This is a genomic window from Mycobacterium sp. Aquia_213 (assembly GCF_026625985.1).
In the GTDB taxonomy this organism is placed as follows: Bacteria; Actinomycetota; Actinomycetes; order Mycobacteriales; family Mycobacteriaceae; genus Mycobacterium.
This window is the reverse complement of record NZ_CP113116.1, coordinates 2,870,827-2,888,473: the sequence shown is the minus strand read 5'-3', so window position 1 is coordinate 2,888,473 and position 17,647 is coordinate 2,870,827. Positions and strand designations below refer to the sequence as shown.

Sequence of the window (17,647 nt, the reverse complement as noted above, 5' to 3'; positions counted from 1 at the left end):
AGGGTGCTCCACCGGGTCGTCGCGCCGAGTGAAAGTCGGACACGGCGGCATGTGCGGAGGACAGACACAAATGGGTGAAGTTCGTGTTGTCGGCATTCGCGTCGAGCAGCCGCAGAACCAGCCGGTGCTGTTGTTGCGTGAGGCCAACGGTGACCGCTACCTGCCGATTTGGATTGGACAGTCCGAAGCCGCCGCCATTGCGCTCGAGCAACAAGGTGTCGAGCCGCCCCGCCCGCTGACCCATGATCTGATTCGGGATCTCATTGCAGCACTTGGGCATTCACTCAAAGAGGTCCGGATCGTCGATCTGCAGGAAGGCACTTTCTACGCCGACCTCGTCTTCGACCGCAACATCACCGTGTCGGCGCGGCCCTCGGACTCGGTGGCGATCGCGCTTCGGGTCGGTGTCCCGATCTACGTCGAGGAGGCCGTTCTCGCCCAGGCGGGTCTGCTGATCCCCGACGAGAGCGACGAGGAGTCCAACACCGCCGTGCGGGAGGACGAGGTGGAGAAATTCAAGGAGTTTCTCGACAGCGTGTCGCCCGACGACTTCAAGGCCACCTAAGCCCGCAATCCCAACGGCCCCGCATCGACGCACATCGTGAAACAGCGGGTCAGTAGGGTCGCCGGCCCGCAGTTAGCTCGGCCGTCGATATCACGGATCCGTCTCATCTGACACTGTGATGTCGACACGCCTGATGGATAGCACGCCGGTAGCCCTTAAGGCGGCCATACTTTGAGGACGAGTTAAGGCACGGCGGCGATCGAACAGCGTAAGCTCTCAAGCACTCGGGCCTTAGCCAAACGCTGCTGTACCGGCAGTCAGTGGACGCAGCTAGTGACGAGAGCGTGAACGGCGAGAGGAACCACTGTGAGCGACCAGCCACGTCAAGAACAGCTGGACCTTGCTGACCACGCGGACGCCGCGACCAACGGTGAACCGAGCGTCACCGTGGCCAGCGGCCCCGTGCAGCCCGGGCTATTTCCTGACGATTCGGTGCCGGACGAGCTGGTCGGCTACCGCGGGCCGAGCGCCTGCCAGATCGCCGGAATCACCTACCGGCAGCTGGACTACTGGGCACGCACCTCGTTGGTAGTGCCATCGATTCGCAGCGCGGCCGGATCCGGCAGCCAGCGGCTGTACTCCTTCAAGGACATCCTGGTTCTCAAGATCGTCAAGCGGCTGCTCGACACCGGCATTTCGCTGCACAACATCCGCGTCGCCGTCGACCATCTGCGTCAGCGCGGCGTCGAGGATCTGGCCAACATCACGTTGTTCTCGGACGGCACCACCGTTTATGAGTGCACGTCGGCCGAAGAGGTGGTCGACCTGCTGCAGGGCGGCCAGGGCGTGTTCGGCATCGCCGTGTCGGGCGCCATGCGGGAGTTGACCGGCGTTATCGCCGACTTCCCAGGTGAGCGCGCCGATGGTGGCGAGTCGATTGCGGCGCCGGAGGACGAGCTGGCCTCGCGGCGCAAGCATCGCGACCGCAAAATCGGCTAGCTACCCACTGTTTATTTGCTCGACACGCATTGTTGGGTTATTTCGTGTATCGGGCTTCACTCCCGGGTAAACTGGGCGGTGCATCACGCCCGCGCGGGAGAGTTCTGTGGCCGCCAGCCATGGACGCCGAAGGAGCAACACCTCTCCGTCAACCTCTCAGGCAACAGGACCGCGCCAAGGCGACGATGCCTCTGGAAAGCGGTGCCGCTTCGCGCGGTACACCCGCCGATGGGGAAAGGCGCTTGGGGGGACTACGCGCCGAATCTCTCAGGCGCCCATGACATGGGTAGGGACAGAGGGAGAGGGCCGATAGTCCCTCTTTCCATGTCAGGAGTGCCAGTGCTCAACGAATCAAGCTTCGCAGCCCGCCATATCGGGCCGGACAGCCAGGCCATCGAGGCCATGCTCGACGTGATCGGTATCGGCTCGCTTGACGAACTGGCCGCCAAGGCCCTCCCGGCCGGCATTCTCGACAAACTCTCCGACGGTGGTATCGCACCGGGTCTGGGCGCACTACCGCCGGCCGCCAGCGAGGCCGAAGCGATCGCCGAGCTACGAGCACTGGCCGAAACCAATACGGTGGCGGTGTCGATGATCGGGCAGGGCTACTACGACACGCTCACCCCGCCGGTGTTGCTGCGCAACATCATGGAAAACCCCGGCTGGTACACCGCCTACACGCCGTACCAGCCGGAGATCAGCCAGGGCCGGCTGGAAGCGCTGCTGAACTTCCAGACGATGGTCAGCGATCTGACCGGGCTCGAAATCGCCAACGCCTCGATGCTCGACGAGGGCACCGCGGCCGCCGAGGCCATGACGCTGATGCACCGGGCGGCGCGCGGTGCGGCCAACCGGCTGGCCGTCGACGCCGACATATTCGCGCAGACCGCCGCCGTGCTGGCCACCCGTGCAAAACCGTTGGGTATCGAGATCGTCACCGCCGATCTGCGTGACGGCCTGCCGGACGGCGACTTCTTCGGTGTCATCACCCAATTGCCCGGAGCCAGCGGCCGGATCACGGATTGGTCCGCGCTGATCGCCGAGGCTCACCAGCGGGGCGCACTGGTCGCGATCGGCACCGACCTGCTGGCCTGCACGTTGATCACCCCGCCGGGCGAGATCGGTGCCGACGTCGCCTTCGGTAGCACCCAAAGATTCGGTGTGCCAATGGGATTCGGCGGCCCGCATGCCGGATACCTGGCGGTACACGCCACGCACGCCCGTCAGCTGCCGGGCCGGCTGGTCGGCGTCTCGGTCGACACCGACGGCTCACCGGCCTATCGCCTGGCGCTGCAGACCCGCGAGCAGCACATCCGCCGCGACAAGGCGACCAGCAACATCTGTACCGCGCAGGTTCTGCTGGCCGTGATGGCCGCGATGTACGCCAGCTACCACGGCGCCGACGGACTGACCGCGATCGCCCGCCGGGTACATGGCCGCGCCCAATCCATCGCCGCCGCATTGGGCGAGGCACTGGTGTACGACACGTACTTCGACACGGTGCTGGCAAGGGTGCCGGGACGCGCGGACGAAGTGCTGGCCAAGGCCAAAGCCAGGGGCATCAACCTCTGGCGCGTCGACGCCGACCATGTGTCGGTGTCCTGCGACGAGGTCACCACCGACGCCCACGTGGCCACGGTGCTGGAGGCGTTCGGAGCGCCGCCCGCCGAACCGGCCTTCGCCGATATCGCCACGCGCACATCGGAATTCCTGACCCACGCCGCCTTCACGCAGTACCAGACCGAGACGGCGATGATGCGCTACCTGCGCACCCTGGCGGACAAGGACATCGCCTTGGACCGCAGCATGATTCCGCTCGGCTCGTGCACGATGAAGCTCAACGCCGCCGCCGAGATGGAGCCGATCACCTGGCCGGAGTTTTCCCGGCTGCACCCGTTCGCGCCGGCGGCCGACACGCCGGGGATGCGCCGCCTGATCAGCGATCTGGAGACCTGGCTGGTGCACATCACCGGCTACGACGCGGTCTCGTTGCAACCGAACGCCGGATCGCAAGGTGAGTACGCCGGCCTGTTGGCGATCCACGACTATCACGCGAGCCGCGGCGAACCACACCGCGACGTCTGCCTGATTCCGTCCAGCGCGCACGGCACCAACGCGGCGTCGGCCGCCCTGGCCGGAATGCGGGTGGTCGTGGTGGGCTGCCACGACAACGGCGATGTCAATCTCGACGATCTGCGCGCCAAGATCGGCGAGCACGCCGATCGGCTGGCGGCGCTGATGATCACCTACCCGTCCACGCACGGGGTGTACGAACACGACATCACCGAGATCTGCGCGGCCGTGCACGACGCCGGCGGCCAGGTGTACGTCGACGGCGCCAACCTCAATGCCCTGGTGGGCCTGGCCCGGCCGGGCGAGTTCGGCGGCGACGTGAGCCACCTGAACCTGCACAAGACGTTCTGCATCCCGCACGGTGGCGGCGGTCCGGGTGTGGGTCCGGTCGCTGCGCGTTCACATCTGGCGCCGTTCCTGCCGGGTCACCCGCACGCACCCGAGCTACCCGACGGTCACCCGGTGTCGTCGGCGCCGTACGGATCGGCCTCGATCCTGCCGATCAGCTGGGCCTACATCAGGATGATGGGCGCCGACGGGCTGCGGGCGGCATCGCTGACCGCGATCGCCTCGGCCAACTACATCGCCCGCCGGCTCGACGAGTACTTCCCGGTGCTGTACACCGGCGAAAACGGCATGGTGGCCCACGAATGCATCCTGGACCTGCGCGGCATCACCAAGTCGACCGGCGTGACCGTCGACGATGTTGCAAAGCGGTTGGCGGACTACGGTTTTCACGCGCCGACCATGAGCTTCCCGGTCGCCGGCACGCTGATGGTGGAACCCACCGAGAGCGAGGATCGCAGCGAGATCGACGCATTCTGCGAAGCCATGATCGCCATCCGCGCCGAGATCGATCGAGTCGGCGCAGGGGAGTGGCCCGCCGACGACAATCCGCTGCGGGGCGCACCGCACACCGCCGAGTGCCTGCTGGTCGAAGACTGGGATCACCCCTACACGCGGGAACGGGCCGCCTACCCGCTGGGCAAGGGCTTCCGGCCCAAGGTGTGGCCGCCGGTGCGTCGTATCGACGGCGCCTACGGGGACCGCAACCTCATGTGCTCGTGCCCACCGATCGAGACGTACGCATGATGAGACGCCCATCGGCACGAACGATGTCGGTGTGCGGCCATAGTGTCCGGGCATGCGTTCGACAAGTGCCCGGAACGAGACAGTCTTCGACCACCTCGACGCTGCGGTAACCCGCGGCGCGACGTTTCCAGAGCTGATGGAGCTGTTGGACAGCTACCAGCGTCTGTCACGTGAGTGGGCTGCGCTCAAGTACGAGTTGACCAGCCCGTTCGGACGCCCGTGGCACGCTGGCGCGAGCCCTCCGGTCCCTGAACAGAATCAATGTCAGTGGATCACGGTAGCATCGCACACATGTTCGATTTAGACTTTGCGGAGGGCGCCTCACTGGCCCATCAATCGGCGCTGATCGCGCGCATCGCTGACCTGGAGCGAATCAAATCCGCTGCCGCCGCGCACCAGGCTCGAGCGGCGGCCGCGCTTGACACGGCACGCCGAGCCGCCGAGGCGGGTGCCGGGATGCCCGCGGCCCAGCGCGGGCGCGGGGTGGCCAGCGAGATCGCGTTGGCGCGACGGGACTCGCCCGCCCGGGGCGTCCGACATCTTGGCTTCGCTAAAGCCCTGGTACACGAGATGCCTCATACTCTGGCGGCACTCGAATCCGGCGCACTCTCGGAGTGGCGGGCCACGCTGATAGTGCGTGAGAGCGCTTGCTTGGACGTCGAGGACCGTCGCACATTAGATGCCGAGCTGTGCGCCGACCCGGCCAGCCTCAACGCCATGGGCGATGCGCGAGTGGCCGCGGCGGCCAAAGCGGTCGCCTACCGGCTCGACCCAGATGCAGTCGTCGAACGAGCTGCGAGGGCCGAGAGCGAACGCACCGTCACCATCCGGCCGGCGCCCGACACCATGACCTATCTGACCGCGTTATTGCCGGTGGCCCAGGGAGTTTCGGTGTACGCGACGCTGCGTCGCGAAGCCGATATGCGCAGCGATGGACGCTCACGTGGACAAGTGATGGTGGACACCCTCGGCGAGCGGGTCACCGGGCGCGACGCCGCGGTCCCCACGCCCATAGCGGTCAACCTCGTCCTCTCGGATGAAACGCTGCTGGGCGATGCCACCACGCCGGCCGACATCTGCGGCTACGGTCCCATTCCGGCAGCGGTGGCCCGCGCAATGGTTTCTCGCGTCGTCACCGACCGGCGGTCCCGAGCGACGCTGCGCAGGCTCTATGCCCATCCCCGTTCTGGGGCGCTAGTGGCGATGGAGTCACGCGCGCGGCTCTTCCCGCGTGGTCTGGCCAGCTTTATCGAGTTGCGGGACCAACGTTGTCGCACGCCCTATTGCGATGCGCCGATCCGACATCGCGACCATGCGCAACCTTGGGCCGAGGCCGGACCTACCACCGCGGCCAACGGTCTCGGCTCGTGCGAGCGGTGCAACTACGCCAAGGAGGCCGACGGCTGGCGAGTAACCTCCAGTATCGACGAAACCCACTCCCACACAGCCGAATTCACCACACCCACGGGCCAGACCTACCGGTCAGCGGCCCCACCGCGGGCACCCACGATCACGTTCAGCGCCATCGAGGTGCGAGTCGGCATCGCACTGGCCAAGCATGCCGCCTAGTCTCTAGGCCGTTTATCCGAAGCACTTGATGATCGCCGCGGCGATCTCGTCGGGCGCGTCCTCCTGGATGAAGTGCTTGGCCGCGGGCAACTCGACCAGGACGTGATCGGGGAAGGTGGCCCGCATGCGCGGGATGCTCGGACCGGGCCGAAATGCGAAGTCTTTCATGCCCCACACCAGCAGCGTCGGCTTCGCACCGAGCTTGGCCGGTACGTCACGGCTCAGCCGTTCCAGCAGCGGGTGGGCGGCCAGCAGCTGCTTGGGCATCTCGGCTACCCCCACGCGTGCCGCCGGGCTCGGCTGAACGCCCCGATAGTGATCCATCACGGCGGTCCCCGGCCGTTGCGCGGTGCCCGCCGGGATCAGTCGCTCCACGAAGAAGTTGCGCTCCAGGATCGCCTTTTGCATTGGGGGACTGGACATCACGCGCGAGAAGATCTTGGTCGTCAGCACGTCGACCGGCCAGAACCAGGTGTTGCCCAACACGATGCCGCGCACCCGCTCGGCACGCTCGACCGCGACCGCCATGCTGATCGGTCCGCCCCAGTCCTGACCCATCGTCAGGTAGCCGTCCAGCCCCAAATGATCCACGAATTCGCCGATCACCTGGGCATGCTGGTCGATCTTGTACCCGAATTCCGCCGGGCGATCCGACAGCCCGAAACCCAGATAATCCGGTGCGATGCAACGGAATTGGCTGCGTAGGGCCGTGATGATATTGCGATACAAGAAGCTCCATGTCGGGTTGCCGTGGCACAGCAGCAGCGGCGGGCCCGTTCCTTCGTCGATGTAGTGGAGGCGTCCCCGAGAGCTGTCGAACCAGCGCGGCCCGAACGGATACAACCGTGGATCCGGCGTGAAATCCGGCCTGAACTCCTGACCCATGACCCACGCTCCTCCATCGATGTTCACGATGGTAGGCCCCCGGTGGGTCCGCCGCGATAGGCGAGGGGAGGGCGCTTATTCACCTGCTCCGGGCGACTGCGGTGGCATCGCGGGAATCGATGCGGGGCCTGGCGTGATAGTCCGACAACCGCACTCGATGTGTCTTGCGCCAGAACGCAATTGCCGAGGACGGCCAGAGTGCGGTGTTTTTGCCGGTGGCCGGATGCTGGTACCAACTGCGGCATCCTCCCGCCTGCCAGACCGAATGGGCGAGACGTCCCTGCAACCAGTCGTTGAACGTCTGCTCGACCGACGGCCGAACCGCCAGGACGCCAAGCTTTCGGCGCCGGGCCATCTTGAGGCAGCTCAGGACGTATCGCGTCTGGGCTTCGATCATGAAGATCTGCGAGTTGTGGCCGAGCCCCGAATTGGGGCCGAGCATGACGAAGTAGTTGGGGAACCCCGACACGGTCGTGCCCAGGTAGGCCGAGGGCCCTAGCTGCCAACGATCAGCCAGCCGTTCACCGTCGCGTCCCACGATCTCGATGTCGGAGAATGCGAATTGGGTGTCGAACCCGGTCGCATAGATGACGACGTCGGCGGCGTGCGCCTGCCCGTCCGCGGTCTTCACCTGGTCGGCCGTCATCTCGGCGATCGGCGAGCTCACCACGGTGACATTGTCGCGGCTCAGCGCAGGGTAGTAGTCGTTCGATATCAGCAGGCGCTTACAGCCGATTGCGTAGTCCGGCGTGAGAGCTGCCCGCAACCGCGGATCGGTGATCTTGCGCTGCAACATCGTTCGTGCCAGCCGCTCGGCATCCGCCATCCCGGTGGCGGTATCGACGAAACCGTCGACACGCCGCTCGTGGATCCAGAACAGCCGCGCCCTGGTGTACCAGCGGTAGGGCGCGAATCTGCGCAGCTGCTGTTGACGACGTGAGAACGTCCGATCCGCTTTCGGCACAATCCACCCAGGGGTGCGCTGAAAGAGGGTGAGCTGCTTGACATCCGGCGCGATGCGGGGCACGAATTGGATGGCGCTGGCGCCACTGCCGATCACCGCGACGCGTTTGCCCCGCAGCGGGACGGAATCGTCCCACCGGGCGGAGTGAAACGCGTTGCCGGCGAAGGTGGTGCCCCCGGCGACGTCGGGATAGCGGGGGCGGCGAAGCAACCCCGTCGCCGAGACCAGATAGCGGCATTCCAGCACGGCACCCGACGAGGTCTCCACCGTCCAGGATTGCCGGGATTCTCCCCAGCGCGCCGAGATCACCCTGGTCGTAAAATCGATGTGCTGTGTGACGCCGCGCTGCGCGGCGACCTCGTGCAGGTACTGCAGGATCTCGGGCTGGGATGCGAACAGCCGCGACCAGTTGGCCCGCTGGGCGAAGGAGAAGGAGTACAGCGGTGCGGGAATATCGCATCCGCATCCGGGATAGGTGTTGTCGCGCCAGGTTCCGCCGATGTCGCGTGCCTGCTCGAGAACCCGGTAGGTAAACCCGGCACGCTGCAGCTGATGGGCGACGCAGAGCCCACTGACACCGGCGCCGATGACCACCACGTCGAGCGGCGCACCACGCGCCTTCCGGGTGCCCGCCGCAGCTGCCACGCGACTGTCAACCATCGGCGCGGGTGGGGCCGACATAGAGCGAGTTCAACTGCAGCCCACCGTCAATGGCGATCTCCTGTGCCGTGATGTAACCGGAGGCATCGCGCGCAAGGAAGGCGACCAGATCGGCCACCTCATCCGGACGGCCGAAGCGTCCGCTGAGCACCGCGGCCCTAATGCGTTCTTGGTCGGCCTCGGGCAGTGACAGCACCGGTGGGGTGCCGATCATGCCCGGCAACACACAATTGGCGGTGATACCGAGCGAGCAGTTCTCGATCGCGATGGTTCGTATCATCCCGTAGAGGCCGGCTTTCGACGCCGCATAGGCAACCTTGCCGGGGGATCCGAGTTGGGCCGCGATGCTCGAGATCGCGACGATGCGCCCGAACCGCCGTTCCCGCATCCCCGCCAGGCACGCCTGAATGACGCGAAACGATCCGGTGAGATTGACGTCGATATCGCGTGACCACTTCTTCGCCGACATCGAATGCGCCGGAGCGAAGGTGCTGACGACGCCCGCGACCGACACGCAGATGTCGACGTCCTGTGTCGCCTCGACCGGAATCGGGTCGGCGGACAAGTCCACGATCACGTCGGCAGGGCCCGCCACATCCATCGTGCGGACCGCTACACCGTCGGCACGCAACTGATCACACACTGCCGAGCCGATGCCTCCATTGGCGCCGGTCACCAGCGCCGTCCGTTTCGTCACATCGTCTCCTCATCCAATACCCAAGCGCCCCAGTCTATTTCACGGCAAACCCCGCGTCGACCGGTAGAGCTACGCCGGTGACGTATTTGGCGTGATCACTGACCAGCCACAGGACCGCGTCGCTTACATCTTCCGGCTGCATCATGGACACCGGCATAAGATTCGTCACCGCCACCATCACTTCCGGGTTCTCGGCCACCCAGGCGTCCACGGCCTCGTTCATGATCATCGGTGTCTCGACACCGGTTGGATGCAGCGTGTTGACCCGGATGTTGTCCTTGGCCAGCCAGTACGTGAAGGACCGCATCAACCCGACGACACCGTGTTTGGTGGCGGTGTACGCGGTAGCCCCTGCCGACCCGTCGCCGCCCGTGCCCTTGAGCCCTTGGGTGGAACTGATCAGGACGATCGCGCCGCCCTTGGCCGCCGCCCGCATGCTGGGCACGGCGGCCATCACCGTGTTCCATACGCCGATCAGGTTGACGTCGACGATGTCGCGGAAGACCAACGTGGGATCGGACGCCATTGGGCCGGGCGCGGCGATTCCGGCGTTGGCCACGATGATGTCGACCGGGCCGAGTAGATCGGTGGCCTCCGCGACGACCTGGCGCAGCCGGGACACGTCGCGAACGTCTGCCGTGCGGGCAACGATGCGCCGGCCCTCCGCTTCGACAGCTTTCACCGTCTGTTCGAGGTCCTCCTCGGTACCCAATGCGTAGGGAACCGAGTCGATCTGCCCGCAGAGGTCGACGGCGATGATGTCGGCGCCCTCCTCGGCCAAACGAATGGCGTGGCTTCGTCCCTGTCCCCGCGCGGCGCCGGTGATGAAGGCGACCTTGCCGTCAAGCATGCCCATAGTTCTTCCCCTCTCGGTGCTATTCGGTGATCGAGATCAAGCGGACAGTGCGGGCTGCGAACGAAGGAAATCGAGGCTCAACTCGGTGAACCGCTCGGCGGCTTCCACTTGTGGCACGTGGCCGACCGCTCGCAGGACGTGCACCCTGGCGTGTGGCAGGAACCGCTGTGCGGCGTCGATGTGCTTTGCCGGCAGGATGCGATCGCGATCGCCCCAGACGACCAACGTCGGACGAGGATGTTTGGACAGCTTGGACATCAATTCCTCTCGCCATTGCGGCCTGACGCCCCTGATGCCGACCGCCCATCGAGCGGCTTCGTGCACAACCACACCGGCCTGGGGTTGCCGCGCGAGCGTCACCGCGTGATCTATCCGCTCCTCGGTCGCAAAGGAGGAGTCGACGTAGATCAGTCGTTCCTGCATCCGAGCACCTGCGCGGGTGGGGTGACGGGCCACCAGCGCACCGATGACCGGTATGGCTAGCAACCGGATTAGCGGATGGACCTCGGAACCGAATCCGGCGCTGCCCGCCAGATTCAGCGTGGCCACCCGGTCGGGGGCCAGAGCCGCCATCTGCAGAGCAACCGCACCGCCCATCGAGTTACCCATCACGTGCACGCGCCCGGACTCACCAATCACATCAAGGGTTTCGAGCACGGCCCGCGCAAGACCGGGCAGCGTGGTCGAGGTCGCAAGGCGGTCCGAGAATCCGAAGCCCGGCAGGTCGGGCGCAATGACGCGATAGCCGGCCTGTCGGAGCGGCAAAAACTGCGGCTCCCAGTCCTCCAAGCTGCGACCGAGGCCGTGCAGCAACAGGATTGGGGGCCGGTCCGCGTCGCCCTCGATGAAGACGCGGGTACGCCGACCTTTGACATCGATCGTCTTGATTGTTTGCATGCGAATACTCCTAGAAGTCGAGAATCAATTTGTCTCGCAACGGGATTCGAACGCAGCTATCAGCACGCAATAGCCATCTTTCTCGTCGTAATCGACGGATTCTTCCCCCACGGACCCGACGATACGTGCCGAACAGACCGCCAAAGCAGTCTCCGGCAAACGGATCGAGGATGACTTTCGACGTTGTCACTGCGCCCTCGATTCCGTTGGCACAAAGGCATATTGGCCTGCGTTTGTTCGCGTCCACGTTCCAATCGTCGGCCAGCCGCGCATATCGGCACAGGCCGAAATGTTCCTGGGTGCATTGCACCCCCCATGCAATTCGAGGTTATGCTCCGCAGAGCTGCCGCAAGGCGCGCTCGGAAGACGATCCCGGTTGCGCCCAGAACGGAACCAGCACATGTCCGCTCGGCTCGAGCGTCATATGTTGGAAGTGCAGCGTTATCGGCCCGACTTGCGGATGCATCACTTTCTTTTTCCCGCTGTTGTCGTGCGTGACATCGGGGCGCGACCACAGCATCCGAAAGCGCTCGCTTCGTTTGAGGAGTTCGTCGATCACTGCGGTCAAACCCGGGTCCGGATTGCGCACCGCATAAACGCGAAGCCAGCACACCGCCCTGGTCGTAAGTCTGTCCCAGTTGCGATAGAAGTTCCGGGACCCCGGGTCCAGAAACAGCGATAGTAGCGCGTTGTCCCCAATATCTAGCTGCGGAAAAACAGCGCCCGCAATGGGATTGGCCGCCACCAAATTCAGTGAGCAATCATGAATATGCACCGCCGTCAACGGCCAACTGTTGATCAGCGAATGGATCTCCGGCGCAAGATCCTTCGGGCAGCGCTTTCCGGATCGCGGCCGCCGCACCAGGTCCCGCAAGTAGGCGGCGTCATCGTCGTCGAGCTTCAATGCCCGCGCGATTCCGTCCAAGACCTGATCTGAAGGACTCTTCTCGCGCCCCTGCTCGATGCGCAGGTAGTAATCGACGCTGACGCCGGCCAGTGCCGCAACTTCTTCGCGGCGCAGCCCGACGACCCGGCGGCGACCCCCACTGGGCAGTCCGACGTCGGTCGGCTGCAGTTGTTCGCGACGGTTACGCAGAAATTGCGCTAATGCCGAGGCATTTGGCACCCGCCCGCCCGTGGATCGAGAACCCGGCTCAATATCAGCCGGGCCGGAAGGTGACCCGCCGGCGCCGTCGATCAGCTCGAATCGGCGTTGGATCGCCGCGGACTCGTTCATTGGACCAAGACCAATCTCGTCCCAGGCATGTCATCTCCCTCGCGCTCCGATGCCCCCACCCGAGCATCACGATTAGTTGAACGCCGGGGGTATTAGTAACTATTTCTGACTATAACTATGCGTTACTATCTGTCCAGCAAATAGCCTGCACGCGGCTGACGTTTGCGCGAATCGAACCTAGATCGGCGCGATCGGGCCCTCGTCGTCGGCCGTCGTGGCGAGCTGGTGGTCGATGACTGCCCGAAAGTCGGCGAGGAACCCGCGGAAGTTGGCCGCGCCGAGATTGCGTGCGTGTCGTTTCATGATGTCGGCCATGATCGCGTCGGCGGCATCCATCTGCCGGCGGCCACGACCGGTGGGTACCACGAGCTTGGCTCGACGGTCGAGTGGATCCGGCGTGCGTACGACATAACCCAGCGCTTCGAGGTCGTCGATGATCACGCCGATCACCTGCTTCACGTGACCCGATTGCCGCGCCAGGTCGGTCGCCCGAACACCTTCGGGACGCAGGAACGCCAGCACGGCGCCATGGCGGGGGACGATGTCGTCGAATCCCTCGTCGCGCAGCCGGTGGAAGAGTTCGCCCTGCACCGCAAAAAGCAGCCGACCGGCCAGCACGCCCAGATCGTCGCCCCGACCACCCTCGCCGTTCATTACCGCCTCCACCGTCAGACCGTCGGGACCACCGGCCACGCCGTATCAGCCAGCTTGATGCACGCGACTGTGCAGTGGCTGGCAGACTCGCTGCGTCAGCTCAAAAATGTGCTGATGGCCGTGGCCAGGTCGGCCGACGCCGAGGTCGCCAGGTTCTGGTAGCTGCCGCCGCTGAGCTGTGCCACCGCTTCCCACGTGGCCCGGTCCGGATCGGCGCCGAAGTCGATCACGTTGACGGCGATCGGTTTGGCCGGGTCGGCACTGGTGCGAATGAAATTCTGCAGCCCAGGCCCGTCCAGGGATTGGTCCGTATGCGGCCCAGCCGTGATCAGCAGAATCGAATTTGATTGTCCAGCACGATAATTCGTCTGCATATCTTGGTAGAGCATGCGCAGCGTGGTGAACGACACCGCGCCGCCGGCCGACGAATATTGCTTGTCCAGCGCGGCGGCCAGGGCCGCCGGGCGGGGCTGGCCGTTGACCGGATCGGCCAGTGGGCCGGTCGCGATCTCCGAGCGGCCCTCGTGGCCGTCGAAAGTCCACAATCCCAGAATCGCGGTCGGCGGCAGAGCTTTGATCCGGTCTTGCAGCGCTGCGATCACGTTGGCCAGCCGGGTTTTCCCGCCTTCATCGCCGGGCATCGACTGGTCGAGCATGATGGTCGCGGCCAGCCCGCTGGACGGCGCGGACATCGCATCGGCCAGCGTGGCGCGCATGGCGTCGTCGCCCACCGAAAGCGTGGCAGGCAGGGCCGCGAAACTCGTCACCGGGCTGCTCGGAGGTTTGACACCGTTCACCCGGAAACCGGCTTTGGCCAGCTTCGCGAGTTGTTCGGGCTTGCGCATGAAGTGGGCAAACTCGCTCGCCGCCGAGGCCTGTTCCTTCGACAGCCATGAGCCGCTGAGCAGCACGGTGGGGTAGTCGGCGACCGGTGCGGGGCCCTGCGGTAGCCAGGAGCCCAACGTGTTCTTGGCGTCCGGCACCGATTGGCCGCGCTCGAATATCTGCTGCTCGGTGGTGATCACCGCATGCACCGGGGCGGTCGCCGCGTCGCCGGGCTTCAGCAGCGCGTTCATCGCCTCGGTCAGCGAGTTGTCGGCCAGTTTGGGTTGAGCGCTCGTCAACGACCGCAGTGCGGCGGTGCCTTGCGTGGCCGGCGCACCGGGCGGGGCCGATGCGGCCGCCACCGCTTCGCCCGCCAGATAGGCCGCGTCGCTGTTACCGCTCGTCGGCAACGCCAGTCGCAGCGATCCCCACGCCGGTAACTTCAACCCCGCCAAGGCGTTCGGGTTGGTTTGCAGGCCGGGCAATGCGGCCCAGTTCTGGTTGGACAGCGCCTGCTGCAGTTCGGGCCGAACGGCGAGCAGCACCGGCGACGTCACCAGTGAGCGGCTGTCGCTGATCGTTTTCTGGCCCGCGGCCGCCGCCAGTCGCGCCGCCGACACCGAGCTGCCCGGGATCCACAGCGCCGGCTGGGAACCCAATTCCGCCGGCCACTTGCCGATGAAGCCGGCGATGACGGCGTCGGAGCCGGCCGGCTTGACGTCCACCACCATGCAGTGGTCACCGACCGGGCCGGCCGAGGAGTTGTAGCTTTCCGCGAACGGCCGCACCTGGTCGACGATCGACGGATCGACAACGACGGCAACGGTTTCCTTGCCTCCCACACAGCGCGCGGCGGCCGTGCGCGAGCGATGGGACAACGCGTCCCCGAAGAAACTCCACAGGATGACGGTGCCGACCACCACGATGACCGCGACCAGGGCCACGATCACCCCGATGCTGACTCCCCGTCGCCCGCCGGCGCTGCGGTGTCCGCCCCGCCAGTCACCGAGTACGCGGTGGCCGGACTCGAAGAGACCCGACTTGGGGTCGGCCGGCCCGGAACCCTCCGGCCGGGGCGGAAATTCGGGATATTCGTCGTCTTGCCCGAAGCGCGCATCAGCGCCGGGGGAGGACTCGTCGGCGTAGTCGTCGTCCGCACTGTCGCCGAATTGGGGCGCGCGGCGAAAGTCGTCGTCCGGGTGGCCCTCGTCGTCAGTGATGTTCGCGTCGGTGTCCTGCTCGTCGCCGTCTCCGTCGTCGTCGTCCGGGTCCGAGTAGTGGCCGTAGTCGTCGTCGTCCTCGTCGATGTCCCGCGGATCCGGCTTATCCCGCTCCTCCTGGTAGCGGGAAACGAGGTCGCGAGCGGTGAACTTGGGTGTCGAGGAGTCGTCGGAAGGCTCGTCAGCCGACTTCCCGGGCATGCTGTGCCTACCCATACCGGCGCCCGCTGCCTTTCCGTCGAACCGTCATCTGCCCAGTGGTGAAACCGGCGCCGAGTCTAGTCATCAGAAGCATTGCGGCGGGTAGAGCCCGAATCAGGCACCAGCGCGGGCTTTGAGCTCACGCCGTCGTCGATGCAGGATCGGCTCGGTGTAGCCGCTGGGCTGCTGCGTACCGGACAGGATCAATTCCTGGGCGGCCAAGAACGCGATGCTGTCGTCGAAGTTGGGCGCCATCGGGTGGTATGCCGCGTCGCCCGCGTTCTGCTGATCGACCAGCGGGGCCATCCGTTCCAGGCTGGCGCGGACATCCTCGCTGGTGATGATGCCGTGGCGTAGCCAGTTCGCCAGCAGCTGGCTGGAGATCCGCAGCGTGGCGCGGTCCTCCATCAGGGCGACGTTGTGGATGTCGGGCACCTTCGAGCAGCCGACGCCCTCGTCGATCCAGCGCACCACGTAGCCCAGGATGGACTGACAGTTGTTGTCGGCCTCCTCGCGGATCTCCTCGGGAGCCCAAGCCAGCTCCTTGGCCAGCGGGATGGTCAACAACTCGTCGATCGTCGTGCGCTTCTTACCCTCGAGCTCCTTCTGCACGGCGAACACGTCCACCTGGTGGTAGTGCATCGCATGCAGGGTGGCCGCCGTCGGGGAAGGCACCCACGCGGTGGTGGCGCCGGCCTTCGGCTGGCCGATCTTCTGCTCGACCATGTCGGCCATCAGCTCGGTCATCGCCCACATGCCCTTGCCGATCTGGGCCTTGCCGGAGAAACCGGCGGCGAGCCCGATGTCGACGTTGGCGTCCTCGTAGGCCTTGATCCAGGTCGTGTTCTTCATCGCACCCTTGCGGATCATCGGACCGGCCTCCATCGAGGTGTGAATCTCGTCGCCGGTGCGGTCCAGGAAGCCGGTGTTGATGAAGACGACCCGGTCGGCGGCCGCCTTGATGCACGCCTTGAGGTTCAGCGTGGTGCGCCGCTCCTCGTCCATGATGCCGACCTTCATCGTGCCCTGCGGCAGCCCCAGCACGTCCTCGACGCGGCTGAACAACTCGCAGGTGAACGCCGCCTCGGCGGGACCGTGCATCTTCGGCTTGACGATGTAGATGGAACCGGTGCGGCTGTTGGTCAGGGGCCCATTTCCGCCGCCCGCCTTGAGCCCGTGGATCGCGGTCAGACCGGTGAACAGCGCATCCATGATGCCCTCGAACACCTCGTTGCCTTCGGCGTCGACGATCGCGTCGTTGGTCATCAGGTGCCCGACATTGCGGACGAAGAGCAGGCTGCGCCCGGGCAGGGTCAGCTCGCCGCCGTCCGGGGTGGCGTAGGTGCGGTCCTGGTTGAGCACCCGGGTGAAGCTCTTGCCGTCCTTGCTGACCTCTTCGACCAGGTCGCCCTTGTTCAGGCCCAGCCAGTTGCGGTAACCCAGCACCTTGTCGTCAGCGTCGACGGCGGCGACCGAGTCCTCGAAGTCCATGATCGTGGTGATCGCGGATTCCAGGACCACGTCCTTGATGCCGGCCGCGTCGGTCTTGCCGATCGGCGACTCCGGGTCGATCAGGATCTCGATGTGCAGCCCGTGATTGACCAGCAGCACCGACCAGTTGGGGGAGCCGAGCTCACCGCGGTAACCGACGAACTTCTCCGGGCTGGCCAATTCGGTGGAATCCGCACCGATGGCGATCTGCAGCTGGCCGTCTTCGATGCTCAATCCCGACGCATCTACCCACGAGCCCGCCGCCAAGGGCGCCGCCTGGTCGAGGAAGTTGCGCGCGTAGGCGATCACCTTGTCGCCGCGAATCCTGTTGTAGCTGCTGCCTTTTTCGGCGCCATCGGTCTCCGGGATGACGTCGGTGCCGTACAGGGCGTCGTAGAGCGAGCCCCACCGGGCATTGGCCGCATTCAGCGCGAAGCGTGCATTGAGCACCGGCACCACCAGCTGCGGGCCGGCGGTCGTGGTGATCTCGTCGTCCACCCCGGAGGTGGTGATCGTGAAGTCGTCGGGCTCGGGGAGCAGATACCCGATGTCGGTGAGGAACTGACGGTAGGCCTCGGCGTCGAGCGGTTCGATGACACGCTGCCGGTGCCACTTGTCGATCTGGGCCTGCAGCTCGTCGCGGGTGTTCAGCAAACTCTGGTTCTGCGGGGTGAGATCGGTGACTACCTTGTCGACGCCGGCCCAGAAGCTGTCCGGGTCGATATCCGTGCCGGGCAGGGCCTCGTTGTTCACGAAGTCGTAGAGCACTCGGGCAACGCGCAAATTCCCCGCCGACACGCGGTCAGTCATCTTTCTCCTCCA

At 65.6% G+C, this 17,647-nt stretch carries 13 protein-coding genes and 1 riboswitch; of the genes, 4 read left to right on the top strand and 9 right to left on the bottom strand.

Going from position 1 to position 17,647, the window contains the following annotated elements:
• Window positions 1-70 precede the first annotated feature (70 nt).
• The 4 genes from LMQ14_RS13595 to LMQ14_RS13580 all read left to right on the top strand — a co-directional run bounded on the left by LMQ14_RS13595 (window position 71) and on the right by LMQ14_RS13580 (window position 6,238).
• Window positions 71-565: a bifunctional nuclease family protein gene (locus tag LMQ14_RS13595; RefSeq protein WP_036469133.1), complete on the top strand. Its 495-nt coding sequence runs from the start codon at window positions 71-73 to the stop codon at window positions 563-565.
• Window positions 566-871: 306 nt separating this feature from the next.
• A complete protein-coding gene (locus LMQ14_RS13590) occupies window positions 872-1,504 on the top strand; it encodes a MerR family transcriptional regulator (protein ID WP_267735215.1) in 633 nt (210 codons plus the stop codon).
• A gap of 84 nt (window positions 1,505-1,588) precedes the next feature.
• A riboswitch (glycine riboswitch) is annotated at window positions 1,589-1,686 on the top strand.
• Window positions 1,687-1,843: 157 nt separating this feature from the next.
• Window positions 1,844-4,669: an aminomethyl-transferring glycine dehydrogenase gene (gcvP, locus tag LMQ14_RS13585; RefSeq protein ID WP_267735214.1), complete on the top strand. Its 2,826-nt coding sequence runs from the start codon at window positions 1,844-1,846 to the stop codon at window positions 4,667-4,669.
• 291 nt (window positions 4,670-4,960) lie between these two features.
• A complete protein-coding gene (locus LMQ14_RS13580) occupies window positions 4,961-6,238 on the top strand; it encodes an HNH endonuclease (protein WP_267735213.1) in 1,278 nt (425 codons plus the stop codon).
• A gap of 12 nt (window positions 6,239-6,250) precedes the next feature.
• Here the strand turns inward: LMQ14_RS13580 and LMQ14_RS13575 are convergent, their stop codons facing one another.
• From LMQ14_RS13575 to LMQ14_RS13535, 9 genes are all read right to left on the bottom strand, one after another.
• A complete protein-coding gene (locus LMQ14_RS13575) occupies window positions 6,251-7,123 on the bottom strand; it encodes a haloalkane dehalogenase (RefSeq protein WP_267735212.1) in 873 nt (290 codons plus the stop codon).
• A gap of 79 nt (window positions 7,124-7,202) precedes the next feature.
• Window positions 7,203-8,732, bottom strand: a complete 1,530-nt coding sequence (locus LMQ14_RS13570) for a flavin-containing monooxygenase (RefSeq protein WP_267735211.1) — start codon at window positions 8,730-8,732, stop codon at window positions 7,203-7,205.
• 7 nt (window positions 8,733-8,739) lie between these two features.
• Window positions 8,740-9,444 (bottom strand): SDR family oxidoreductase, encoded by a 705-nt coding sequence (locus LMQ14_RS13565; protein ID WP_267735210.1) that lies wholly within the window; start codon window positions 9,442-9,444, stop codon window positions 8,740-8,742.
• 34 nt (window positions 9,445-9,478) lie between these two features.
• The gene (locus LMQ14_RS13560) at window positions 9,479-10,300 is read right to left on the bottom strand and encodes a mycofactocin-coupled SDR family oxidoreductase (RefSeq protein ID WP_324291120.1); all 822 of its coding nucleotides are present in this window, start codon (window positions 10,298-10,300) and stop codon (window positions 9,479-9,481) included.
• A gap of 36 nt (window positions 10,301-10,336) precedes the next feature.
• Window positions 10,337-11,197, bottom strand: a complete 861-nt coding sequence (locus tag LMQ14_RS13555) for an alpha/beta fold hydrolase (protein ID WP_267735209.1) — start codon at window positions 11,195-11,197, stop codon at window positions 10,337-10,339.
• A gap of 328 nt (window positions 11,198-11,525) precedes the next feature.
• A complete protein-coding gene (locus tag LMQ14_RS13550) occupies window positions 11,526-12,434 on the bottom strand; it encodes a helix-turn-helix transcriptional regulator (RefSeq protein ID WP_267735208.1) in 909 nt (302 codons plus the stop codon).
• Between the two features lie 177 nt (window positions 12,435-12,611).
• On the bottom strand, window positions 12,612-13,127 hold the full coding sequence (locus tag LMQ14_RS13545) for a MarR family winged helix-turn-helix transcriptional regulator (protein ID WP_267735207.1): 516 nt from the start codon (window positions 13,125-13,127) through the stop codon (window positions 12,612-12,614).
• A 56-nt stretch (window positions 13,128-13,183) separates the two neighbouring features.
• Window positions 13,184-15,349 (bottom strand): substrate-binding domain-containing protein, encoded by a 2,166-nt coding sequence (locus LMQ14_RS13540; protein ID WP_267735206.1) that lies wholly within the window; start codon window positions 15,347-15,349, stop codon window positions 13,184-13,186.
• Window positions 15,350-15,448: 99 nt separating this feature from the next.
• Window positions 15,449-17,635, bottom strand: a complete 2,187-nt coding sequence (locus LMQ14_RS13535; protein WP_267735205.1) for a malate synthase G — start codon at window positions 17,633-17,635, stop codon at window positions 15,449-15,451.
• Window positions 17,636-17,647 lie beyond the last annotated feature (12 nt).

Bases quoted from the DNA above. Each gene is read 5' to 3' on its own strand.
- LMQ14_RS13595 (WP_036469133.1), top strand. From the start codon at position 71: ATGGGTGAAGTTCGTGTTGTCGGCATTCGCGTCGAGCAGCCGCAGAAC.
- LMQ14_RS13580 (WP_267735213.1), top strand. From the start codon at position 4,961: ATGTTCGATTTAGACTTTGCGGAGGGCGCCTCACTGGCCCATCAATCG.
- LMQ14_RS13575 (WP_267735212.1), bottom strand. From the start codon at position 7,123: ATGGGTCAGGAGTTCAGGCCGGATTTCACGCCGGATCCACGGTTGTAT.
- LMQ14_RS13560 (WP_324291120.1), bottom strand. From the start codon at position 10,300: ATGGGCATGCTTGACGGCAAGGTCGCCTTCATCACCGGCGCCGCGCGG.
- LMQ14_RS13555 (WP_267735209.1), bottom strand. From the start codon at position 11,197: ATGCAAACAATCAAGACGATCGATGTCAAAGGTCGGCGTACCCGCGTC.
- LMQ14_RS13550 (WP_267735208.1), bottom strand. From the start codon at position 12,434: ATGAACGAGTCCGCGGCGATCCAACGCCGATTCGAGCTGATCGACGGC.
- LMQ14_RS13540 (WP_267735206.1), bottom strand. From the start codon at position 15,349: ATGGGTAGGCACAGCATGCCCGGGAAGTCGGCTGACGAGCCTTCCGAC.
- LMQ14_RS13535 (WP_267735205.1), bottom strand. From the start codon at position 17,635: ATGACTGACCGCGTGTCGGCGGGGAATTTGCGCGTTGCCCGAGTGCTC.